The 21,532-nt window shown below is 38.9% G+C and carries 38 protein-coding genes and 1 pseudogene; 26 read left to right on the forward strand and 13 right to left on the reverse strand.

Going from position 1 to position 21,532, the window contains the following annotated elements; all coding sequences use genetic code 11:
- The first annotated feature begins 48 nt into the window (after positions 1-48).
- Positions 49-582 (forward strand): GNAT family N-acetyltransferase, encoded by a 534-nt coding sequence (locus tag PZ638_RS08460; RefSeq protein ID WP_094962324.1) that lies wholly within the window; start codon positions 49-51, stop codon positions 580-582.
- 18 nt (positions 583-600) lie between these two features.
- On the opposite strand, the gene PZ638_RS08465 is transcribed toward PZ638_RS08460, so the two are convergent.
- A complete protein-coding gene (locus PZ638_RS08465) occupies positions 601-1,020 on the reverse strand; it encodes a GNAT family N-acetyltransferase (RefSeq protein WP_004260038.1) in 420 nt (139 codons plus the stop codon).
- A gap of 293 nt (positions 1,021-1,313) precedes the next feature.
- On the opposite strand from PZ638_RS08465, the gene PZ638_RS08470 reads away from it, so the two are divergent.
- Both PZ638_RS08470 and PZ638_RS08475 read left to right on the forward strand, forming a co-directional pair.
- Entirely contained in the window at positions 1,314-2,045 is a 732-nt protein-coding gene (locus tag PZ638_RS08470) for a class I SAM-dependent methyltransferase (protein ID WP_094962325.1), read from the forward strand.
- Between the two features lie 212 nt (positions 2,046-2,257).
- Positions 2,258-2,320, forward strand: a complete 63-nt coding sequence (locus PZ638_RS08475) for a DUF4113 domain-containing protein (RefSeq protein WP_231135993.1) — start codon at positions 2,258-2,260, stop codon at positions 2,318-2,320.
- A gap of 262 nt (positions 2,321-2,582) precedes the next feature.
- Here the strand turns inward: PZ638_RS08475 and PZ638_RS08480 are convergent, their stop codons facing one another.
- The 11 genes from PZ638_RS08480 to PZ638_RS08530 form a co-directional block, all read right to left on the reverse strand.
- On the reverse strand, positions 2,583-3,764 hold the full coding sequence (locus PZ638_RS08480) for a tyrosine-type recombinase/integrase (protein ID WP_096864893.1): 1,182 nt from the start codon (positions 3,762-3,764) through the stop codon (positions 2,583-2,585).
- Complete coding sequence (locus PZ638_RS08485) at positions 3,765-3,989, reverse strand: hypothetical protein (protein ID WP_409418038.1); 225 nt, start codon at positions 3,987-3,989, stop codon at positions 3,765-3,767. It lies immediately after the preceding gene.
- A gap of 36 nt (positions 3,990-4,025) precedes the next feature.
- Positions 4,026-4,595 carry a 3'-5' exonuclease gene (locus PZ638_RS08490; protein ID WP_227528803.1) on the reverse strand — a complete coding sequence of 190 codons (570 nt, stop codon included), beginning with the start codon at positions 4,593-4,595 and terminating at the stop codon, positions 4,026-4,028.
- 188 nt (positions 4,596-4,783) lie between these two features.
- Positions 4,784-5,152, reverse strand: a complete 369-nt coding sequence (locus PZ638_RS08495) for a phiTE_015 family protein (protein WP_096864894.1) — start codon at positions 5,150-5,152, stop codon at positions 4,784-4,786.
- Entirely contained in the window at positions 5,152-5,352 is a 201-nt protein-coding gene (locus PZ638_RS08500; RefSeq protein WP_096864895.1) for a hypothetical protein, read from the reverse strand. Before PZ638_RS08500 ends, PZ638_RS08495 begins: the two co-directional genes overlap by 1 nt.
- Before the next feature lie 9 nt (positions 5,353-5,361).
- The gene (locus PZ638_RS08505; protein ID WP_232062890.1) at positions 5,362-5,535 is read right to left on the reverse strand and encodes a DUF7167 family protein; all 174 of its coding nucleotides are present in this window, start codon (positions 5,533-5,535) and stop codon (positions 5,362-5,364) included.
- A 591-nt stretch (positions 5,536-6,126) separates the two neighbouring features.
- A complete protein-coding gene (locus PZ638_RS08510; protein WP_096865213.1) occupies positions 6,127-6,603 on the reverse strand; it encodes a hypothetical protein in 477 nt (158 codons plus the stop codon).
- Positions 6,604-6,620: 17 nt separating this feature from the next.
- Positions 6,621-7,430, reverse strand: a complete 810-nt coding sequence (locus tag PZ638_RS08515) for a hypothetical protein (protein WP_311972624.1) — start codon at positions 7,428-7,430, stop codon at positions 6,621-6,623.
- A gap of 84 nt (positions 7,431-7,514) precedes the next feature.
- Positions 7,515-8,429: a recombination-associated protein RdgC gene (gene rdgC, locus PZ638_RS08520; protein ID WP_110591891.1), complete on the reverse strand. Its 915-nt coding sequence runs from the start codon at positions 8,427-8,429 to the stop codon at positions 7,515-7,517.
- 190 nt (positions 8,430-8,619) lie between these two features.
- Positions 8,620-8,808 (reverse strand): carbon storage regulator CsrA, encoded by a 189-nt coding sequence (csrA, locus tag PZ638_RS08525; RefSeq protein WP_096865222.1) that lies wholly within the window; start codon positions 8,806-8,808, stop codon positions 8,620-8,622.
- Between the two features lie 33 nt (positions 8,809-8,841).
- The gene (locus PZ638_RS08530) at positions 8,842-9,051 is read right to left on the reverse strand and encodes a hypothetical protein (RefSeq protein WP_094962334.1); all 210 of its coding nucleotides are present in this window, start codon (positions 9,049-9,051) and stop codon (positions 8,842-8,844) included.
- A 155-nt stretch (positions 9,052-9,206) separates the two neighbouring features.
- On the opposite strand from PZ638_RS08530, the gene PZ638_RS08535 reads away from it, so the two are divergent.
- Positions 9,207-10,091 (forward strand): BRCT domain-containing protein, encoded by an 885-nt coding sequence (locus PZ638_RS08535; RefSeq protein ID WP_096865216.1) that lies wholly within the window; start codon positions 9,207-9,209, stop codon positions 10,089-10,091.
- On the opposite strand, the gene PZ638_RS08540 is transcribed toward PZ638_RS08535, so the two are convergent.
- Positions 10,077-10,766 (reverse strand): XRE family transcriptional regulator, encoded by a 690-nt coding sequence (locus tag PZ638_RS08540; protein ID WP_164561303.1) that lies wholly within the window; start codon positions 10,764-10,766, stop codon positions 10,077-10,079. The two genes, PZ638_RS08535 and PZ638_RS08540, sit on opposite strands and share 15 nt — an antisense overlap.
- A gap of 120 nt (positions 10,767-10,886) precedes the next feature.
- On the opposite strand from PZ638_RS08540, the gene PZ638_RS08545 reads away from it, so the two are divergent.
- From PZ638_RS08545 to PZ638_RS08645, 22 genes and pseudogenes are all read left to right on the forward strand, one after another.
- Entirely contained in the window at positions 10,887-11,123 is a 237-nt protein-coding gene (locus PZ638_RS08545) for a transcriptional regulator (protein WP_096865218.1), read from the forward strand.
- A 76-nt stretch (positions 11,124-11,199) separates the two neighbouring features.
- Positions 11,200-11,658, forward strand: coding sequence for a YmfL family putative regulatory protein (locus PZ638_RS08550; protein WP_096865219.1), 459 nt, complete (start codon positions 11,200-11,202; stop codon positions 11,656-11,658).
- Between the two features lie 282 nt (positions 11,659-11,940).
- Entirely contained in the window at positions 11,941-12,120 is a 180-nt protein-coding gene (locus tag PZ638_RS08555; RefSeq protein WP_096865221.1) for a DUF4222 domain-containing protein, read from the forward strand.
- Between the two features lie 9 nt (positions 12,121-12,129).
- Positions 12,130-13,191: a conserved phage C-terminal domain-containing protein gene (locus PZ638_RS08560; protein ID WP_110591889.1), complete on the forward strand. Its 1,062-nt coding sequence runs from the start codon at positions 12,130-12,132 to the stop codon at positions 13,189-13,191.
- Complete coding sequence (locus tag PZ638_RS08565; protein WP_232062889.1) at positions 13,188-13,436, forward strand: hypothetical protein; 249 nt, start codon at positions 13,188-13,190, stop codon at positions 13,434-13,436. The genes PZ638_RS08560 and PZ638_RS08565 overlap by 4 nt, the downstream gene beginning before the upstream one ends.
- On the forward strand, positions 13,436-14,074 hold the full coding sequence (locus PZ638_RS08570) for a phage N-6-adenine-methyltransferase (protein WP_048608715.1): 639 nt from the start codon (positions 13,436-13,438) through the stop codon (positions 14,072-14,074). Before PZ638_RS08565 ends, PZ638_RS08570 begins: the two co-directional genes overlap by 1 nt.
- 1 nt (position 14,075) lies before the next feature.
- Entirely contained in the window at positions 14,076-14,543 is a 468-nt protein-coding gene (locus PZ638_RS08575) for a hypothetical protein (RefSeq protein ID WP_110591888.1), read from the forward strand.
- Positions 14,540-14,926: a TFIIB-type zinc ribbon-containing protein gene (locus PZ638_RS08580; protein ID WP_096863812.1), complete on the forward strand. Its 387-nt coding sequence runs from the start codon at positions 14,540-14,542 to the stop codon at positions 14,924-14,926. The genes PZ638_RS08575 and PZ638_RS08580 overlap by 4 nt, the downstream gene beginning before the upstream one ends.
- Positions 14,923-15,108 carry a Lar family restriction alleviation protein gene (locus PZ638_RS08585; protein WP_096863813.1) on the forward strand — a complete coding sequence of 62 codons (186 nt, stop codon included), beginning with the start codon at positions 14,923-14,925 and terminating at the stop codon, positions 15,106-15,108. The genes PZ638_RS08580 and PZ638_RS08585 overlap by 4 nt, the downstream gene beginning before the upstream one ends.
- A complete protein-coding gene (locus PZ638_RS08590) occupies positions 15,101-15,487 on the forward strand; it encodes a RusA family crossover junction endodeoxyribonuclease (protein ID WP_096863814.1) in 387 nt (128 codons plus the stop codon). Before PZ638_RS08585 ends, PZ638_RS08590 begins: the two co-directional genes overlap by 8 nt.
- 218 nt (positions 15,488-15,705) lie before the next feature.
- Positions 15,706-16,023 (forward strand): annotated as a pseudogene (locus PZ638_RS08595) (DUF968 domain-containing protein); the annotation flags it as partial.
- A gap of 31 nt (positions 16,024-16,054) precedes the next feature.
- Positions 16,055-16,492 carry an antiterminator Q family protein gene (locus PZ638_RS08600; RefSeq protein ID WP_180312603.1) on the forward strand — a complete coding sequence of 146 codons (438 nt, stop codon included), beginning with the start codon at positions 16,055-16,057 and terminating at the stop codon, positions 16,490-16,492.
- Positions 16,493-17,183: 691 nt separating this feature from the next.
- Positions 17,184-17,504 (forward strand): hypothetical protein, encoded by a 321-nt coding sequence (locus tag PZ638_RS08605; protein ID WP_096863817.1) that lies wholly within the window; start codon positions 17,184-17,186, stop codon positions 17,502-17,504.
- Positions 17,505-17,625: 121 nt separating this feature from the next.
- Positions 17,626-17,874, forward strand: coding sequence for a hypothetical protein (locus PZ638_RS08610; protein ID WP_096863818.1), 249 nt, complete (start codon positions 17,626-17,628; stop codon positions 17,872-17,874).
- Between the two features lie 22 nt (positions 17,875-17,896).
- The gene (locus tag PZ638_RS08615) at positions 17,897-18,310 is read left to right on the forward strand and encodes a putative holin (RefSeq protein WP_096863819.1); all 414 of its coding nucleotides are present in this window, start codon (positions 17,897-17,899) and stop codon (positions 18,308-18,310) included.
- Positions 18,310-18,678, forward strand: coding sequence for a hypothetical protein (locus PZ638_RS08620; RefSeq protein ID WP_096863820.1), 369 nt, complete (start codon positions 18,310-18,312; stop codon positions 18,676-18,678). The genes PZ638_RS08615 and PZ638_RS08620 overlap by 1 nt, the downstream gene beginning before the upstream one ends.
- Positions 18,675-19,031, forward strand: coding sequence for a D-Ala-D-Ala carboxypeptidase family metallohydrolase (locus PZ638_RS08625; protein WP_096863821.1), 357 nt, complete (start codon positions 18,675-18,677; stop codon positions 19,029-19,031). Before PZ638_RS08620 ends, PZ638_RS08625 begins: the two co-directional genes overlap by 4 nt.
- Positions 19,016-19,405: a hypothetical protein gene (locus tag PZ638_RS08630; RefSeq protein WP_164561082.1), complete on the forward strand. Its 390-nt coding sequence runs from the start codon at positions 19,016-19,018 to the stop codon at positions 19,403-19,405. The genes PZ638_RS08625 and PZ638_RS08630 overlap by 16 nt, the downstream gene beginning before the upstream one ends.
- On the forward strand, positions 19,323-19,547 hold the full coding sequence (gene lysC / locus PZ638_RS21300) for an Rz1-like lysis system protein LysC (protein ID WP_096863916.1): 225 nt from the start codon (positions 19,323-19,325) through the stop codon (positions 19,545-19,547). The genes PZ638_RS08630 and lysC overlap by 83 nt, the downstream gene beginning before the upstream one ends.
- Positions 19,548-20,206: 659 nt before the next feature.
- A complete protein-coding gene (locus PZ638_RS08635; RefSeq protein WP_164561081.1) occupies positions 20,207-20,386 on the forward strand; it encodes a hypothetical protein in 180 nt (59 codons plus the stop codon).
- Between the two features lie 347 nt (positions 20,387-20,733).
- On the forward strand, positions 20,734-21,267 hold the full coding sequence (locus tag PZ638_RS08640; RefSeq protein ID WP_164560854.1) for a hypothetical protein: 534 nt from the start codon (positions 20,734-20,736) through the stop codon (positions 21,265-21,267).
- A gap of 1 nt (position 21,268) precedes the next feature.
- Positions 21,269-21,490: a hypothetical protein gene (locus tag PZ638_RS08645; protein WP_096863824.1), complete on the forward strand. Its 222-nt coding sequence runs from the start codon at positions 21,269-21,271 to the stop codon at positions 21,488-21,490.
- Positions 21,491-21,532 lie beyond the last annotated feature (42 nt).

Genomic DNA, 21,532 nt, shown 5'->3' on the forward strand with positions numbered 1-21,532 from the left:
AAATAGGTATTCTATAAAATATATTTGATTAAGGAGAGTTTCGATTAAATGTTACATGCTTTAAGAATTAAAAGTGAAGATAGCCAAGCGATAGCAATGATTAACCAGTTATATGACACCGCTTTTCCGTTATATGAACAAAGAAGCTATCAGGGAAGAAAGGCAATATTGAATCATAGCGATTATTATTTGCTCAATTTCAAAGAAAATGACATTTTCATTGGCTTTATTGGTTGTTGGAAAATCGAAGGTTATTATTATATTGAACATTTTGCCATTTCCCCCGTATTAAGAGGGCAAGGTTATGGGCAAAAGGTACTAAAACAGTTTTGTCATGATGTAGGCAAAGTGATTCTAGAAATAGATCCTATTATTGATGAAATCAGCCAAAAACGTTGGTCTTTTTATCAGCATTGTGGTTTTCAACAAAATGAATACGTCCATGCTCATCCAAGTTATTACCCAGAAAATAAGCCGCATGAGCTTAGGGTGCTAAGTTATCCAGAAGAGATTGCTCAAGAAACGTATCAGCAATTTAATCACATCTTACAAACAGTTGTGATGGATAAAACGCTATTATAATTCTTCATATCGATGGTGTTAATCAGGTATATAGCAATAGATAAGTTCGGGATCATTATCATCTAAATTTTCAATGTAGCCACTAGGAACAAAGCCAGCTTTTATTAAAAGCTGTTGAGTGGCTGTATTTGATTGATTTGTAGAAGTAAAAATCTTTTGGGGTTTACTCTGCATTTTTAGTTTATTAATTAAAATGAGGCCAAGGCCTTGTCGACGATGGTTTTTATTTACCATTAATAGCTCTATAAAGGCATGGGAATAGAAATGATAATGTAGAACGCCATAAGCCAATATTTCGTTGTTGGATTCCAGTACATAACATATTCCTTGCTCGCTCCATTGGGTAATGTCTTTATAGCGTTCTGCGGTCGCAATAGTATCTATGGAAAATATAGCATTTATATCAATTGGTGTTGCTACTCTAAAGTTAGTTTTCATTATTAATCAGTTATTTGTCAATGCTAAATGTATTAATTCAAAAATATTACAGTATAGGATGGTTTAAATAAAAGGTTAATATGAAAACTTAAAATAAGTTCATTACAATTATTGTTTTTTAACCTATTGAATTAAAGCAATTTTAATCTTATGGCAGTTAACTAAAAATCTACCATAAAGCTCGCTCTTTGCTATCATTGAGTCGTTGTTAATCTATACAGTGGTAATTCTTATCAAATTTAAGAAATATAGAATATGATTAGCCTAATTTTCTTATTATTGGGGAATAAACCATGTCTCAAAATATTTATGATGACCCTGATTTTTTTGCAGGATATGCAACATTGCCTCGCTCAGTCGAAGGGCTAAGTGGTGCACCAGAGTGGGATGCAATACAACGGTTATTACCAGATTTAAATGGGAAATCTATTATAGATTTAGGTTGTGGTTATGGCTGGTTTTGTCGGTGGGCAAGTGCTCAAGGGGCAACACAGGTAACAGGCGTTGACCTCTCAGAAAAAATGTTAACAAAGGCGATTTCAATGACAGATGATTCCGCTATAACATACTTACGTGCTGATATGGAAAAGTTGAGCTTACCTACTGAACAGTATGATTTGATCTATAGCTCGCTGGCTCTACATTATGTGGTCGATATTTATTCTCTATTAACTAAGTTATATCAAGCTCTAAATCAAGGTGGGAGGGTGATTTTTTCTGCAGAACATCCAATATACACCGCACCACTTATTCAAGAATGGTGTATAGATAAGTATGGTAATAAAGCCTGGCCGGTTAATCAGTACCAGCAAGAAGGCAATAGAATTAGCCATTGGTTTGCTGATGGTGTCGTAAAGCAACACAGAAAATTATCCACTTGGATTAACTTATTAATTTCTGCTGGGTTTGAAATAATTGAACTGGACGAGTGGGGGCCATCGTGCGAGCAAATTATAGAAAATCCGACATTAGATGAGGAAAAAGAGAGACCAATGATATTTATTATTAGTGCTCAAAAGCCATAATTAAAACCTTATGTTTTGGTAAAGTTTAATACACATCACAAGGCGATTTATTATGGTTCAATGAATCGTTAAAGACTGTTGTTGGCATAATGCACACAATGGCTTATGACTAGTTATTATGAGAAATATAGTCGTGGGTAGTAATTGACAGGTATGTGTAATGATTGTTTGTTAGTAAGAGTAGTAATAGCGGATATAAAATGAAAAGAGAAATGTTGTCACCTGCCTACACGACAAATTTTGATGAATTAGCAGTGGTTAAAGTTAGAAAATAAGTTGGATTTTTACCCGACTTTTGCCCACCTAAAATTTCATGCACAAAAAAACCAACCATAACAGGTTGGTTTTTCTATAAAAAGTTGGTCGGCATGATAGGATTTGAACCTACGACCCCCGACACCCCATGACTATATACAATTAAAACATAACCTATTGATTTTAATGTTATTGTGATTGATTCGACTGTATAGGGAAACAGTGGATTATTGGTCATTTTGGTATTATATGAATCAAGGAGTTACAAGCTGTTTTACACCATTATCCCACCTTAATTTCAGCATGCGGTACGCTGACCCACTCAACATGATCTTGCGTATAAATTTTAGTGGATTTCGCATCACTATGCGCCATCCTTGCTTGAGGATCTACGCCTGACTTCTCAAATAAATGAGCAGCTAAAGCCCTTATTTCATGAAATGTTGGCCGTTGTTCTTGTGGTAAGTCTGCATATGCTCCTGCTTTATCCCTTGCCTTTGAAAATGCTCGACTTAGATAACTAGGTACTACTTGTGTAGGGTGCTGAACCTCTGAGCTAATCGGGTTGCTGTTTTTTATTGGTAGCCGATGAACAACATAGGGGCTTGCAATGTTATCTCTGCTTTCCTCGATGATCCGCTTTAATTCGCCACCGATTGGAATTGCAACATGGGCCGCTTCTTTATCTTTAACCTTTTGCCTATGGATATATAACGTTCCATAGATACCATTTACTGGCACATCAAGCCATACACAACCGCAAACGCCTTCTTTGGGTTTTTTAATGTTGTATTTTATTCTTGAAACTTCAAGCCTTGCTTGTGTTGTCTGTAAAGCTAGATCCATAGCTGTACGTAGCCAAGGCTCCGCAAAATTGCGTATTTTAATAAAGTTTTCAAATGATAGACGCTTTCTTTGTTTTCCTTCCAATCTTCGCATTTTCTTACGTGCGGCAGGATTATCTAGCATTAATGATTCATCCATTGCGTAGCTAAATATTTTCTTCAAAAATAATACTTTCCGATTTTGGACGTTAGCAGATCCATCAGCGTGGTAATGGTTTATATAATCGTTAACATGCTCTAGAGTAATATCACAACAAGCAATATCACTAAAAAACTCTTTTATGCGCTCAATGTCTTTTTTCCAATCGGATAGGGTGCTTTTTGCTGGCTGCTCATCTTTAACAATGCGCTCCATTAATCTATCCATATGAATAGATAAAGCTTCACCTTCACCCTTGAGTCCGCCAGACTCATTAATTAGCCCATTTAAGCTGACAGCGGTTTCTGGGCGCATTCTTAGGTTATACTCACGCGCGACAGCGATTGAATAGGCACGGTCGGTGCCTATGGTTTTTCGTTTGCCTGTTATCAGTGTTAACACGTAACGCTGGCGGGTTTTGTCAAAGTTGAGAAAGTCTGGCAAGTGTCTGTATTGCCTATTTCTTGGCCTTGCTGCCATTTACTGTTCCTCTATCAAAGCATTTACATGGCTTGAGATTGAAGACGCGACACCCATTTTTTCACTAGAAAAAATCCAGACTGACTGATCTATAATTTTTCCATTAATAACCCCATTAGAAACCCATCTTTTAAGTGTTTTTGGGGTGGGTATAGAGTCTTTTTCAAACTCGCGCTGAGCCCATTTACTGGCCTTCATCAATTTACCCATGCTATTAATAGACATAATCACCTCCACGCCTGCCGCATACAGACTTAAAAATTAAATATCGTCGTTAACTGGTTTAATTAAATGCTGGTGGATAATAGACACATACTTAGCTTGATGAATTGCATCAGCTAATGCATTGTGTTGTTCTCCTTCAAATTCGAGTGTACGCTTAGGATCAATACCAGCATTGCGGCCTAGCTCTACAATTGTTCTAACACAGCGATTGTTCCAATGTTTCCAGAACGGATCTAAACCGACAGCATCATATGCGTTACGCAAAATAACATTGTCAAAATCAACGCCATTACCCCACACCTGAACATCATCAGTTAGAACTCTCTCGGCAAAAAGATTTAGGTCGGCTAGTGATTCTTCTAACTCATAACTAACACCAACAATTTCCGATCTAGCTTCAGCGCTTTGCTTTATCCACCAAAGGACGGTATCAGCATCGATATGAAGACCCGCACGTTCGCAACTTCTTAAATCAACCACACTATAAAATGTAGGGCCAATCTCACCCGTTGTTGGTTCAAAAGTCACAGCACCAATGGACACAATAGCGGCATTGCCTTTATTGCTCATAGTTTCTAGATCTACCATTAAGTGTTTATATTTCATTGCTAGTCCTTATCTATGGGGTGTATATTAAATTTCAGTTATTTAATTTAGTAACTTGTGCCAAGGAGGCTAAAATGAGACGCAATAAAGAAAATACAACCTGGATTGATGTGGCATCTTGTCTATTTAGGGGTATTAGCTGTCTCATTGGCGCTTTGGCTATAATCATGCTTTCTGTTTTGGTGCTCTTAGCACTGTTTTACGGATTGAAGTAAAAAATCAGCCCGAACATATAAGGTGTCAGTTGGGAACTCCCTGCTCGAACTCCAAGTTACATCGCCGCTATATAAATTAACTGGATATACAGGTTTATTTATCTCCTCTGGTTCAGGGTCAACCTGTAGCCATATTAATTCTGGTGCGGTAGGGCAATTAATGCTTTCTGGTAAGCTATTAATTAAACTCTCTCGTGATGCTTGCCAACTAATCCACATTAAATCTACATATTGGTCAGCGTAATTTGATCCGTTATTTGCACGTTTAAGTTTTAATTCAAATTCTGACGGGTCGCTAAGTGACTTTATTTCCGCTTCAAATTGCTGTCTTGATTTATCCATCACAACCCCTTTAGGCTCATGCCGTAGTTATCATTAATAACTCTCAATGCTTCTTTGTCATAGTCGTCAAAATTAGAACAGTCGATATTATCTAAACCTGACTCTTTTAAAATATCTGCTCCTGCTGTCGGTTGATCATGTAATTTTTGTAGTAAAACCACTGCATAAATAATCCCTTCTTGAAATTCTGTTAATTTCATCACTCCACCTTAATCTTCTGTCTTCACATACCAATCAACAAGATTATCAATTGCAGTATTGATATATCCTGATTGCTCTTCTTCGGTTAATTTATCCCATTCGTCCTCAGTAATACCCAGCCCACATTCAGAGTCAGAGCCAATCTTATTTGTCCTTGCAACTAAAACCATTTGCTTACTCATATTCATTCCTCTTATTGCATCTATTTAATCGATATGATTAAAATAATTCATCATTGTTTTTAATTTATAACCTATAGTTAATTTGAACTTTCTAATTATTTTTGTAGTCCTCGCCGATGCTTCCTGTGTCGGCATTTTTTTATTCATTTCATCTATTTAATCGCTAGGATTAAAACGTTTCATGGCAAACACTTATTTACCTTCTACACTTAACCCCGAAAGAGTAGTAACAAGCTGTGCAATTTTCGCCGACCTCCCTGTGTCGGCATTTTTTTATCTAGCTTCCTTGCTAAATTCCATGCCTTAACTATGCTTAAATTGCTTACACAGAGAAACTACAAATATCCCTACACAATTTGCCGCCCAATCCGTGTCGGCAATTTTTTTATTACCAGGTCTGGTTTATTAAACATTCGATATTGATTTATGTTCATTAACTATGTTAAAAAGCTGATACCTATTATTACAATTAGATCACTCATCAAGATTCCCTTACCGCCTCCGTCATGGCGGTATTTTTTTAATTCATTTTGGCAAATAACCGATTGAATTGTAATTTACAGCGACGAATGCAGCGTCCATGTAGAGTTTTCATGGCAAGCCCCTTAATGATTTGTAAGTTAATTTCATTTCTTGATAAAGTTTTGTACCTTCACCAGCATCGTAAAGCTCTTTCCATTTAACCCAATTATCGATAACGGCAGACCACTGAGGCGCACATGCTTTCATTTCATGTAATTGGCTTGCTAGCTCTGGCACTGCTTCCAGTAATCGAATACAGCGACCTAAATCAGCACCATCCCAAGGGTAATGATGTGGAGCGCTAAATTGACCAGAAAGAACGGAAGCCATATATTTAGAACTCGCCCCCACATCATCACTAGCAAGCCATGCAGCAAGACCCATACCTTCAGAAGTTTTAACAAGTGGCTTTTTAAATTCCTCACAAACCAAATTTGCAGCCTTAATAATGGCATTCATATAACGAGGTTCAGCAGGTATGCCGGGTATTTGTTTTTCTATTTCAGTAGAAATAGCGGAAATTAAATTAATTTGGCTAAGTTGCATTATTAATACCCTCGTTATTAATAATCGTTGTTGTAATGAATCTCATCAGCGTCAGATTCATCTAAAACTAACAGGCTACCGCCGTAATAAAGCGCACCAACAAGGCGCTCAAACTCAGAACGGAACTGAACAACTTGCTTACCAAGCGTGTCATGGTATTCAAGCTCACCAGCGTATAGGCTGTAAACTGGATACCCATCATGCATAACTGCTACGTCTTCACGCATTTCTCTAGTGGTTTTTTGATGGAAGCTAAGGTAGGTATCGCACTGATGATATTTTTCTTTGCTTCTATGGCTGTATGGAGAGTCGCTAGCTGGCTCTTTCTCCAAACCGATATGAAAAAATCCTTTTTCCCATGTATATTCTCCCTCGGAAATAATCACTAGTGGTCTTCCCCAGCCCTCATGAGCCGCTTCCTCTTGATATTGATCTACGTATGCCTTCCAAAGGTCAGATGCTTTGATATATTTTGGAATTTCATGTGATTTGATAAATTTCAATACCAAATCTTTCATGCCGTTAACCATTTGCTCGCTGACACCATTCATTTCCCATTGGCTAGAAAGCTCTTTAGCCATTAATAGGTTATATTTAGGTAGGTCGACCACTTCACTAATATTTTCAGGAAGTGCTGATTCAAGGGCTTTTTTAACTCGGTCAGGAAAATTTCCCCAGCTAAAAGTATCTTTAATTGCTTTTTCATAAAGACTTTTAACATGAGTACCGATCATTTCTGCATACTCGGGGGATTTTTCAAACTCAGAACAATGTTTAGCGATATCATTTGCCAAGCTATCAGCAATAATATTTTTTCCTTTCGGCATAATTAATACTCCACGCAAAATTTAGATAATAAGAGTCCGTCTCTTAATAAAGAGAATTAAATTCCTTGGTGTTGGTTAAATTATTTAAAGCTTGGCTTCGCCGCCAAGTGAATCAATTAATGCTTTTATTAAAATATTTAATTCAGAAATAATTAAGAAGAAATCAGCATCAAAGCGTTGGTTATAATCTTCTCGTTCGATATCATCATTAGTTTCTAAAAATGCGGAATCAAATTTAAGCTTAGATAAAACAAAACTATCATCAATACAGAATGTAACCCTATCTTCATAACCTAATGATAATTTAGTGACTAATTTACCTGCTTCAATATTCGTTTGAATTTCATCAGAAATTAAGTCTTGTTTTGTATATTTAGCAATTCCACCTTCTTCAAGGATGGCTTTCATTTCTGATTGCTCACCAAATATAAAGCCTTTTGGTAATTGCCCGCTTCTAACCCATTCTGTTAGCGTTAATTCAATAGGGTCTTTCATCGTTAACGGTACGACAGGCAGAGAACCAAGAGCCTTACGTATCATTGCAAAACAATCTTCAGCACGTCGGTGTGACGATACTAGCGCAGCAATAAAGCCATCAGTAAGATTAACCCATACATCGAAACGAGTATACTTAGAGAACGCACGAGGTAGCAGTTCCTGAATAACTTCATCTTTAATGGCTTGGCGTTCAGCTTTCTTTAATTTTCTACCCTGATCTGCTTCTAGCTTCTCAATTTTTTTATTTAACTCATTATTGATAACAGGAGTTGGTAGCATTTTATCTTCTTTAAAAAGAGATATAAGCATCTGGTCATTAACTTTATGAGTCAAACAATCAGAATTACCAATGCCAAGTGGTGGAATGAAGCCAAAACGTTGCATATCAAATGAACCGCAAGGCTCATATTTTAAATTTGATAACTGCTCTTCGATATTATTAAAATCAATATCGCGAGTTATCCGATAAATAACTAGATTTTTAACATTAAAAACACTCATGAGATATCCTCAAATATAATTAACTCCACACAATAAATAAGACCACTGACAAATAATGAATATATTTACCTAGTATGAACACTGAATATCAGTGGCCTTATGTATTATGAAAAAGGGTGGCTACTGAATAGAACATTATCATCAACCTCGTAGAGTGGAAGATTCAGGTCACCACCAAAACTATCAATAACTACTTACTAGCACTGGCATTATTTCTTTCAGCTAAAACACGTTGATAAATTTCTTCACGATGTACTGATACTTCTTCGGGGGCAGCAACACCAATCCGCACTTGGTTTCCTTTGACCCCTAAGATTTTAATTTTAATATCATCGCCGATCATGACTTCTTCACTGACTCTACGGGTTAAAATAAGCATTCCCATACTAAGACTCCACACAATTTAATTCAGTTAAGCACTAACAGTAACTGCACACATATCCATGCACTCTGCAATTTCTTCGTCGAGCTTTTCGAGTTTAGATTGCAGCTCATCACGTTCATTGCGTAGTTTTTGCAGGTTGTTAATTTGTTTGGCTTTTTCTAGTATCCACTCGCGCACATCATCCTGCGACATTGGCACACTAAAAGTTACGATTGGTTCATTTGAATTGGTTTGCATAATCTGACCTTATTAATGAAAGTTGTTATTAATTGTTTTTACCTAAACATCTTTAAGTTGTAATTTAGTTGTATTTAACGTCCTTGTCAACAACTTTATGTTGTTTGATTTAATTTAAAGAAAATTAAAGGATATGCAAATAAATAGGAGAAACTATGAACATCAACCCGGCTTTCAACTACAAAAGAAATCGAGACAAGTTATTTGCTAACCTGATTTCGATTATTGATGGTGTTTTGTCCGATTGCGAACTATCAGATTCTGAGATTTTATATATCACGACATGGCTCTCCGATTCTGAAGTGATTTCTAGCAATCCATTTGTAATGCTTTTACAAGAGAGGATATCAAGGGTTTTAGAGGATGGAGTGATAACGGCCGAAGAAAGGCAAGAGATAAAGCAGACGCTATTAGATGTGCAGCGGGCTATAATGGACATGCCTAATGTTGATTTGTATTCTAAAGAGTCAGATATTAATCTGTTAAATGGGCTCTGCAAAGGGATTGTGGCAGACAAAGATTTAAGTATAGATGAAATTAACTACTTAGATTGGTGGTTAACTCAAAATGGGATGTTGAAAAGAAATTATCCCGGAAAGCATTTATATCAACTAGTTAAAACAATCAAGGAAGATGGGGTTATAGATCAAAATGAAAGCGATTTGCTATATAAAGCTTTAGTTGACTTTTCAGGCACGGATTTAAATACTGGGATTGTTGATGGGCTATCATGTCAATTACCATGCGACGATATTGATTCCCTAGATCTATACGGAGCGTCTTTTTGCCTAACAGGAAACTTTGTTTTAGGCAAAAGGTCTATTGTATCAAAAATGATAGAAGATGCTGGAGGCTCCGTTACTGATAGGGTGACCCAGTCTACAGATTACTTAGTAATCGGAGGGTTATCCTCACGAGACTGGCGATATTCAACACACGGAAGAAAAATAGAAAAAGCCATTGATGATAGAGATAGCGGTAAGTCCAGCGTGAAAATTACGACTGAAGATATCTTAATGAAATACTTACCAGCTTCTTGATGACCAAAAAACCCTGCCAATTACATGAACTCTGACGACAGACTCACTTCTAGGTACCTGCTCGTCAGGGTATTCATCTTTATTAAAGCTCCGTATGATAAGCCCGCCGTCGGGTCTATATACGAGAATTTTTACACGCAACAGCACCCCATCCCTTATAGCGTAAAGATCACCATCTTTAATCTTTTTATTGCTAATATCAATAGCTACTAGATCACCGCTATTTAGTACTGGGTAAAGGCTATTGCCAATTATTTTAACGATTCTAGCGTTGCTAGCACTAACACCGTATTTACGTAGCTCACCCCTACGGAATGGGTATGTGTACTCTTCCGATTCAACAACTTCAGCATTAGCCCCGCAACCAGCGGCAAGTTCAATATCTAGCACTGGTATATCCACAAAATCAGCATCACTATATACAGAAACATCCTCCCATTCTTTTACTTCAAAGTCGGTCTTCTTTCCATTTTCGTCGCGAACACCAAATTGAAGCCAATGAGCGGAAACATTTACTGCCTTAGCAATGTCAGCAATTCTCCTAGGAGCGTTAGTTTGGCCTGATTCGATTTTTTGTATTGATTGTTGGCTAACACCAACTTTCTCAGCAAGATCCGCTTGGCTCATTCCTGCTTTTATTCTTGCCTCTAACAACCTTTTAGCTATCGACATTATATTCCCTCCCTCGTAATTGTATTTTACAACTTTAAGTGTTGAAGTTTCCAACATCTAAAAGTTGTCAAAGTTGTTATTCTGGATTAATATAAAGTTGTTAATAACAACTTTGGGGGAGTTATGGTGCACGTAACCAATGAATCATGCATTACTGGATTGCAGGCCGCAATAAATGCAGCTGGTGGACAAACGCAGTTAGCAAAGCGTATTAGCGAGCTTCTAAATAAACCAGTAAAACAACAACAAATATGGAATTGGCTCAACAGAAATAAAAGAGTTCCCGCCGATAAAGTGCTTGTTGTCGAGCAGGCGTCAGGTATTTCAAGAAGTAAATTACGCCCTGATTTATATCCATAACAATTAAAAGTTGTTATCAAATTTATCAGAGGAAAGTCGCTAAGTTAACTACAAGAATAACAACGGAATTGTAGATATGTGCAAACAAACATTAAAAGAAGTCGTGAAAGAAATGTGTAAAGCATTCCCTGGTGGTCGTTCAGCGATGGCTGGTGCATTAGGTATTTCTGAAACCACATTCAATAACAAGTTGTATGAGAAAAACGGCTGTCGTTTCTTTGAAAATGATGAACTTGAAGCGATTGAGGAATTATCAGGTACCAAAGCGCTGGTGGCTTATCACATGGAACGTCACGGAATTACACCGGCAGTAAAAATTGAAGCTGAGAGCTTAGATACGGTTGAGTTATTTGATATTCAAATGCGCCTTGGTGCAATGCAAGGGGCTTTAAGCGTTTTAATCAAAGACAGTATTTCTGATGGCGTTCTAACACCAGATGAAACAAAGGCTATCTACAGAAAGATGGAAAAAGTCTTTGCTTATGCGCTTGGGTTTGTTGGTTCTTTGGAAAGTGTTTATGGGATTAAACCATGATGAGCATAACTAGAAAGGTTGACGCCCCAGATATGCGGTCCGAGGCGTCGGGTGCTAATAACAACTTGTGTGGAGTAACTAGCATGAGCAGTGTAAACCAATTTCAATCAAAAAAGCAATTTAGATGCTTACCTGTATCGAAATGTGGTCCGTTTCAATATGTAGAAATCATAACCTCAGCTGACGAGTCGGGCAACTACCAGACCGAACAACAATTGGTAGATAGCAAAGCCCTAAGAGATAGCTGGGCTAAATACTATTTCCGCAGTGGGAGAGAGGTTAGTGAGCAATGAAAAGCATAAAAACCTTAATCGACACTTCCGAGATAAGCGAGGCCGTATTGTCCATGTTGTTGAGTGGGACAAACCAAGGCAACGGGTTGTTTTCATGCTCGATGACTATGAGCACCCCTGTTTTGAGCCCCTCGAACAATTCAAAAAATATTACACAGAAGTTAAGTAAGGTGGCTGTATGAGTAGCTTATTACTCCTTAAAACCCGCCCACAAATTGTTATACCTGAGCTGGCGGTTCGCTTGGGCTTGAATGAGGCTTTGTTGCTTCAGCAAGTTCAATACTGGCTATCTGAAACCTCGTCAGGTGTTGATCATGACGGTAGGCGCTGGGTTTATAACACTATTGAAGAATGGCGTGAACAATTCCCGTATTTTTCCGAATCCACAATTAAGCGTGCATTTAACAATTTAAAAAAGTTGGGTGTATTAAATATTGAGCAAATCAATAAACGCACCCATGACCGCACAAATTATTACTCTATAAATTATGAACATGCGTTGTTATCCGATGAGGTCAAATTGAACTCATCGAACAGTTCAGCCGAAGCCTCTCGAACAGGTCAAAATGACCTTATCGATAAGCGCAAAATGAAACGTTCGAACAGTACCAAAATGACCTCATCGAACGGGGCAAATTGCCCTGATCTTACAGAGAGTACTACAGAGAATACTCAAGAGATTACAACAGAGAGTAACTCTTTTTGTCAGGCTCATGCTGAGCCCGACCATGCGCAAGCTGTTTTAGATCATTTCAACAAGGTCACTAACTCAAGTTATCGCGATGGTAAAACAACTATGGGCCATATCAGAGCCCGTCTAGCTGAAAATTACACCTCAGATGATTTAATTCTGGTGACTGACTACATCACAGCCAAGTGGCTAAATGACTCAAGAATGAGTGATTACCTACGCCCGAAAACATTATTTAGCCCTGAAAACTGCATGGAGTACTTTGAAAAAGCTCAGAAATGGCATGAGGCTGGTCGCCCCGTCTGTGTTAACGGTAAATGGCTCAAGCCTGGTGAAGTTGCTGTAAGTATCGACCCCGTAGAACGTGACAATGCTTACACACGGATCATTGGTTCAAGGCTAACACCTAAAAACCGCATTGAGGAAATCGCAGCTGAATTAGCGGGTAAACAGGGTGTTCGTAACATGTCGGATTTTGTAGGTCGCAAGGCATGGTTAGGTATTTGGCAACAAGCAGCAGAGCTAGCAGCGAAAGAGGTGACAGCATGATGCGTAGTGAAACTAAAACAATCTATGGCGTTGACGTACTAGGCATGATTGCCATATTCAAACAGATACGTAAATGGCGCACGATTCGCAAGCTTCGTAACAGATGGAATCAATCCCGTCGTGACTTAGTGACCTGCAGGAAGTTTCGCCACTTAAACCATCATGCTGACCATTTTCAAGTTCAGCAGCGTTATAAGCATATGCGCGAGTATGTTAAATCCCACCAGCAGCGAGGTGCTATCTGATGAATAAATACATTCAAAGCCTCGAGGCGCTTAAAGCTAAACCACGACATAAGCTTAATGAAATTGGGGATCAGTGGTGTACACCCGATGAATTGTACTGGGGTATCAGCTCGATATATGGGCTATTCAAACTCGATTTATTTACTGACGGTAAAAACACTAAGGCACCTAACTTCTACACTGCAGAAGATAATGCTTTAACTCAAGACTGGTCGGAAAAGCTAAAAGAAGTTGGCGGTGCTGCATTTGGTAATCCACCATATTCACGCAGTTCATATCACGAAAAACAGGCTATAACGGGTGTTGGCCACATAATGAACCACGCCTTTGCAATGAGAGAGAAAGGCGGTCGCTATGTTTTTCTTCTGAAGGCGGCAACAAGTGAAAGCTGGTGGCCAGAAAATGCAGATCATGTTTGCTTTATTCGCGGTCGTATTGGGTTTGAGCTCCCTGCGTGGTTTAACCCATCAGATGATAAACAGAAGCCAACGGGGGCATTCTTTGCTGGCGCTATTGTCGTTTTTGATAAGTCATGGACAGGTAAACCATTTGATTATATCAAGCGTGAGGATCTAGAGGAACGAGGCAGAATATTCATAGAGCAAGTTAGGTGGTTAGCGAAGAGGGTGGCTGCATAAAATGATAACTGAATACCAATACACGCAAGGAATTGAAGTCATTAGGATTGGACGCGAATTTAAAACAATAAATGCAGCGATCCTAAAAAATGTTGCTAGTTATTCACCATCCGCTGCACACCGAACTTTTGAAATGCTGGAAAAAATTGGCTGCATAAAATATGTCGGCAATTTCCCTGCAGGGAAAACTAAGCAGAGGTCAAAGCAATACAGCATCGATCCCCATGCAATTACAAAGCTAAAGGCAGTGTGGGAGACAAAGTTAGAGGAGAAGGAAAAACCAAAGAGGGCAGAAAAGCTTAAAACACAGTCACCATCCGAGCCTAAAAAAGTGGACGAAATCAAGAAGTGTGAGCCTGAGCCTCGATTCGAGTGTGGCATTAAAGTTGTCGAAAAGGCTTACATAGGCGATATGGGAAACCAATCACTTAAACAGTTAGATCAGTTGCTGGCGGGGGTGAGGCCATGAGTGCAGATGACAATGTTATTCAATTCAAAGCGCCTAGTGATGCAATTCCCACTATCGACACGGAAGTAAAGGGAAGAAAAAGCAGACAGCAAATGTACTGTAAGCATCATTCACTAGTTATCGATGAAGAGCATAGAACAGTTGAATGCAACGATTGTGGCTGTGTTGTCGAGGCTTTTGATGTTCTGTTAGCTAGGGCGAATAATGCCGAGTCTGTAATCCGAGGCATGAGTGAATTATTAAATAAGCGTGACGAACTGCGTAAATCAGTCGATGGGCTTTTGAGGGAAGAAAAGAACACCAAAGCCAGATTGCGAAGCGCCAGAACAGATTTAATGTTTATTGAAAATAAAAAGCTTCAGCATGAGGGGAAGGTTGGATGAAAAATACCATGCTAGAAATTCAGCCTTGCCGTTATTGCAATAGCTCCGACACGACAGTCGAAAGTCATAGCTATAGGACATGGTTCTATGTTCGCTGCCATCGCTGCGGTGCTAAAGGTCCCGATGTTAATGATAAACCAATGGCTGTTACTGTATGGAATAAGGGGGTAATTAGTGAGTAATTCAATATCTCTAATTTTACCTTTTCCACCAAGTGTTAATGCCTGCTGGCGGAACATCAACGGCAAAACGTTAATCAGTGCAAAAGGGCGTGCATTTCGGGCTAGTGCAATAGCTGCTATTTATACCCAATTAAGACCAAGACCTAGGGTAATTACTGAAAATGTATCCGTCATTGTGAAGATGTTCCCACCCACTTATCACAGAAGGGATATTGATAACTATCTAAAAGCACCATTTGGCGCCATCACCCATGCCAATATTTGGAAAGACGATGAGCAAGTTAAGCATGTTGATATCACTTGGTGTGAAGTCGTAAAAGGTGGTCGATTTGAAATTGAGATAAGGCCACTCAATGCAAAAGTGGAGAAAATATCATGAGTCACCAATGGATATTAACTCCAATATTAATACCTGAGCTTAGCGCGGTGATATTTAGACCAGGAGCACATTTAAATACATTCAGTGGAAGAATGTTGCTCATGACTTTACCTGAGGAGCTAAAGTATAAACCATCAGGCCTTATCTCTCTTTCTGACCAATACCTCAGCGGCTTGGTTGGTGATGAACGGGTATCAAAATCTGTATTAAATTTAACCATCGATCCCGAGCCACCAGCTAGCTTGATGTTAAAGCCAAAACCTCAGCGCTGGACTAATGATAAATATCTACAGTGGGTTAAATCACAGCCATGTTGCGTATGCGGTGCCACATCGGACGATGCACATCACCTAATCGGTCATGGTCAGGGTGGCATGGGTACTAAAGCCCATGATTTGTTCACTATCCCATTATGTCGCATTCACCACAGCGAGTTGCATAAGGATCCTAATGAGTGGGAAAGCGAACACGGAAGCCAATTATATTTTTTATTTCGATTCCTAGACCGTTCAGCGGCACTGGGTGTTTTCGGTTAATGCGTTGTGCGGAACGCAGGAGACTTTTTGCATGAGAGATATTCAGTTGGTTTTACAAAAATGGGCAGGTTGGACGAGTGATAATCCGGGTATCGATTATTCCCATATTGCTGCAGGCTTTAAAGGCCTAATTGCAAACAAAGAACCATCGAGAGAGTCATGCAGTGATGATGACGGGATAATTATTGATAGCGTTATTGCGAAGCTACGGCAAGTTAGAAAAGAGGAAGAGTTAGAATTAATTGTTTTGCATTACCTTTATGGGGTGTCAAAACGCAATATCGCCAAGGAATGGAAAATGAGTGAGGGGCGAATTCGGCAAATGATGCAAGTTGCCGAGGGCTTTGTTGATGGTTGTCTAGCCATGCTGGGTGTAACCCTAGAAATGGATTCCGAGGTTATTAATAAAGTAAAAGTGATAGATAGTAAAAAAGTATTAGTGCGCTACGCAAATTCGATGCTATTGTGATAAGAGTGAATACGTTGTCACCTAACTTATAGAATGAAACCTCGCCATTTGTGCGGGGTTTTTGTTTTTTAGCGCATAGTTTCTTTACAATCCACAAAATATAGCTACTTTTATATAACAAGTGATTGATTAATTGCTGATTATAAAGGGATTGTATTTATGGGGATCTTTCATGTATTACAGGTAGCGGTAGCTGCACTGGTATTAGTTCTTCTATTTGTCGCTATTCCACATTGGGTAAAGTAATTAGCAGCTGAAGAGTTGAGTTTGCACAATTTCAACAGTGAACTATATTTAATTTGCGAACTACATCAGTTGTAAGAACATCAACCCTAATCAAACCCGTCAGAAATGACGGGTTTTTTGCCATGTAATTTCTCTTATTTTTATATGGATTTTGGTGGGTTGATTGGTTACAATTTGTTCGGTCGTTCATGTGAAAAAGTAGGGATTTGTGAAAGCAGTTAATCGTTTTTTAGATTTTATGGTTGGAATGCAGTATTTAATGGTGGTTTTTGTCGTTTCATTACTGGTCTTGTTTGTGGAAAATTGGGTATAACATTAGCCACAAATAATTTTTTCGGATAGATGAATAGTACCGTGTATACAGTGTTGCTAGTGCAGAGTGATTAAACTACATAATTATTAAGAGGTCGCCTAGTGCGGCTTTTTTGCTTTCTGAGGTTCATCAATGCAAATACCTACTGAATTAGTGTTTAGACCCGCCAGTGAGCTGCCTACTGAAGATTTAGACGGTAGGGATGTCATTATCATCAATCCTTGTGATGGTTGGCACCTTGGTATAGTTCGCGTGGAAAAAGAGGGTGATTGGGTTCACATCGGTATTCGTCCTTGGATGGGGTCAGAAATGACACCTCATGATTTTTATGTGGCGTGGGCGCTATTACCTAATCTTTATGACCTAAGCCAAAAGTACGATGGTGAGCGGTATATGAATCGCCATTGCTGCGTATGCAAGCGGCGTGACCATTCTACAGCTGAGCATAAATAATTGGTCACTTAGGCGGCCTTTTTTTATTGCTTAAATATCAACTGAATTCATTAACTCACACTAGCTTCTGTAGCTGGTGGATTTTCTATTTTCTATTATCTATGCACTAAGGAACGTAACTATGTACGCACTTAAATTAATGACAGAACGTGAAGGCCGTAAAGTTGAAGAGTCACATTATTTGGGAAAAATGTACCGACTGGAGTTTTATCCAGTAGTCGATAATCCCGATATAGTTGCTCGACTGGAATACACAACAAAAGACGGTGTTCCTGCATTTGATATCAAGCGAACAGATCATGCCTACATTACTACGGTAACTGGCGATACGGTTCGAGTTATCTGCAGAGGTAAAACACCTTCTCATTAACTGTTAAGAGAACAAATCATTTATGAGCACATCAATAGGGATAACCCTCGGTGCTGCTGGCGGTGGCGCGATGGGCGGTTTCCTTATTGGTGCCGACTATGGTGTTGTGCTAGGGGCAGTTATTGGCGCTTCAGTTTCCGTCATTGCATCTAAAGATAATAACCGACGAAAGATACTTCATTTTATTTTAGCACTCGGTGCAGGGATCCTCATTGCTAAAGAAGCCTCAGATTTTATTGCTCAGGTATGGCAATGGGAAATTAGCCCTAAGATAACAGCCATTGTTATTTCGGCCTTGTTAATCCCCGTTCTGGTGCTTGCTGCAAACAAAGACAACCTTAGAAAGCTGTTTAGTCGTATTGTTGCATCAATAGACCGAAACTTCAGTAGTATCGTACAGGCCATTAAAGACTGGCAAAATAAAGGGGGTAACTGATGGAAGCCTTCTTTAAGTTGTACGGCGAGGTTATAGCATGGCTAGACCTTTACTTTTGGGATGCTGCTGATATTTCTTTGATGTCATTGTCGACGCTTATTTTATTTTTGTGTCGATACCCAAGAACAAGGGACGCTATTGTCGGAACTGCATTACTAATCGGTATGGTTTATCAAATCTACGAAACGTTAACAGGGGCAAGGGTATCAGCCCCGTCCGATGTTTATGCTGATTTAATCTTATTCCTCGTTATCTTTGCGTCAGGTGGAAACATTATGACGGTCATCGTTATCAGTAAGCTAATGTCCCGAATCAAATCAATCTGGTCACTTATAAGGCGGCCTTTTACTTTCATGGTGAAGAAATGAAATTAAGTAAACATTTCGATAGTAATGAATTTGCATGTAAAGACGGGTGCGGAGCAAATCAAGTTGAACCTAAGTTGGTTGAAATACTTGAAAGTGTTCGCGCCCATTTTAGTAAGCCAGTAATTATTGTCAGTGGCCGTCGCTGCACCAACCATAATAAAAGTGTAGGTGGCGCGCCTAAATCACAACACTTGTTAGGCACTGCGGCAGATATCAAAGTCAAGGATGTAGCGCCTAAAATAGTGGCTGATTATCTTGAATCTATCTTTCCTGATAGCTACGGCATCGGTCGCTATAAAACATTCACACATATTGACGTGAGGGGATATAAAGCACGATGGGGCAGCAACTAAGCATACTAACTAAAGCATTAATGGCCGCTTGTGTCATTTTGCTATTTTGGCTTATTTGGGTTGTGAAAGATTACGACAAATTGAGTGATAAGTTTGATAAGAAAGCTAATGAGCTAGCCGCCAATCAATTCATATTGTCCACCGTTTTAGAACTTTCGGTAACATTCAATGAAATCTCACGAAATAATCTCAGAGAGCGGGATAGGGCAACCGTGGCTTCTGAAAAGGTCAAAACCATTATCAAAACTGTTCTTGTGGATAATGAGTGCGCTCCCCTTGATGCTCCTCGTGATGCTACTATCGAGCTGCACAACCACGCGAATAGAATACGTTCAAACGCCACCAATACCCATACCAGCCCACTTACTCAATGATTGCTTACCTGAATACATCCCTGAGACATTTCCTTGGGGTGACTCTCTGTTGATAAATGAGTCACTACTAAAAGTCATCGAGCAATGTAATTTAGATAAAAAAGCCATTCGAGATATTGAAGCTGAAAGGGCAAAAAAATAGCCCATACCGCCTGGTGGAATATGGGCTAACTATATGTACTGCCTAGTAAGTTTATTGTTATATATGTCTACTTTTAAGATTAATACATTGACTGATGAATAAGTGTAAAAAATCTTAACAAAATATGTCAGCCTCGCAATCGCGGGGCTTTTTAATGGAGAAATAACATGGCAACACAAGGCTTTGATAAACCAGAGCAATTCCGTGAAGAGTTGGATAAAAGCACTCCGAAAGAATAAAAAAAGCCCCTCGTTGGCGCGGGGCGGAATATTCGATTAATAGAACCAATTTTTGTTTATGAATACCCAAATGTCAAATGGGTGTGCGCATGATACCAATATAAGTTAAATAATCTAGGTATAAATTGTTACGAAATACGGAAAAGAATATTGAAAAACGCGTATGCAAATAAAAAAAGCCTACACAGCGGTAGGCTAAAGTGTTGCTTTACGATGAATATCAGCGTTAAGCCTAGCAGGTTATTTCAAATGCGCAATTATATTTGGTGATTATTAAATGATATAAAAAAAGCCCCTCTATAGAAGGGCATATCTAATGGAAATGTATCTTTATCATTATTGTTGTAGGACCAGTCATCCTTAACCAGCGGCAGGATATTACCACTACTTATTGCTTAAGCCAAATTGGAGTATTTATTGATGAGCAAAATCGTATTAACACCAGAACAAATCAAGTCTCTTTATGAGTTTACACAGGAAGAGGGGCAACTGACTTACACCCTTGAAGTAGGCACCATCTGTGATGGTGATGAAATTGTTTATGAAGGTTTGATAGCTTATTCAGGCTCGGAAGAACACGGTGTTCTGCAACTAGAATAGTAGGGGCGAGAAGGAAAGCCCTGTTAGATAAATATTTCAGGGCTTTCAATCGTAGTTACATAACATACATATATCCTATTTGCTTATCGTTAATATCAAAATTAACCTGGTCACCCTCAGGTGAATCCATTGTTGCTAAAGATATAAAAAAAGCAATAACGATGATGGTGTATACGAGAAACATAGATACCTCCCGTAAGTTGAAGTGGACTACTGCACTTGTGAGCTAGTACGCTCAATTTAAGAATAAATCAGTTTTTTTATTTTGAAAATAGTCGATTGAAATTATTTTTAATGTAATAGCCATCAGCTAATCACTGGTGGCTTTTTCATTTATGGAGACAGTCATGTCAGATAAAAAAGAAATAGCCACCCTATCTATAAAGATATCAGTCGATAGCACTGACTTAGATAAGCTGGAAGCGCAGCTAAAGCGTATTGAAGGGCTGATGATTAGCACTGGACTGAAACAACCAGCCAAAGGTGGCTTCATCACTGATTTTGCTGCATTCAACCATTTTGGGTGCTTAGAACCCGTGTTTACAAATTCCGCTGATAGAGCGTTCATTAATGGGGTGTTTATTGATAATGCTGCGCTAGAGAAAGCCATGACACAAGCAGCAAAAGAAGGTGCTAAAAAGGGGGCAGAGCAAGTACGGTTTAAAATAACCACAGGCATTAATGATAACAGTGTTCAAGTACCTGCTGAAATGGCTCTTAAAGCTTCCGCTGAAATTAGCCGAACAAGTGAAGCTATTTCTCGTGAGCAGTCAGAATTCGAAAAGTTTAAGCAACAGGTTGAGTCTGAATTTAGTCATTTGCAGTCGTCTATCACACAGATTCGGGCTGATATTCAGCGTAAAAGCTCAGGGTTTGCTTAATATGCCATTACCAAGATATAGAAACCACGAAATAGGCCTGACAGGGCGCTTTAAGTTCAGGCGTCAGAACCTGACTGGACTCCCTGTATTGCAAGTAGAAGTTGATATAAAGCGCTCACGATATCCTCTTGATAGCCCAAGTAATGATATCAAAACGATGACGGGTTGGCGTGATGCAACTTATGAAGAAGCCATACGAGTTCAAATTGATTATGGCGGTTAATAACCAAATGGAGGAAGCCATGGGCAGCGAAGGTTTCAATAA

Origin of the sequence: Providencia hangzhouensis, assembly GCF_029193595.2 — a bacterium.
GTDB classification, from domain to species: Bacteria; Pseudomonadota; Gammaproteobacteria; order Enterobacterales; family Enterobacteriaceae; genus Providencia; species Providencia hangzhouensis.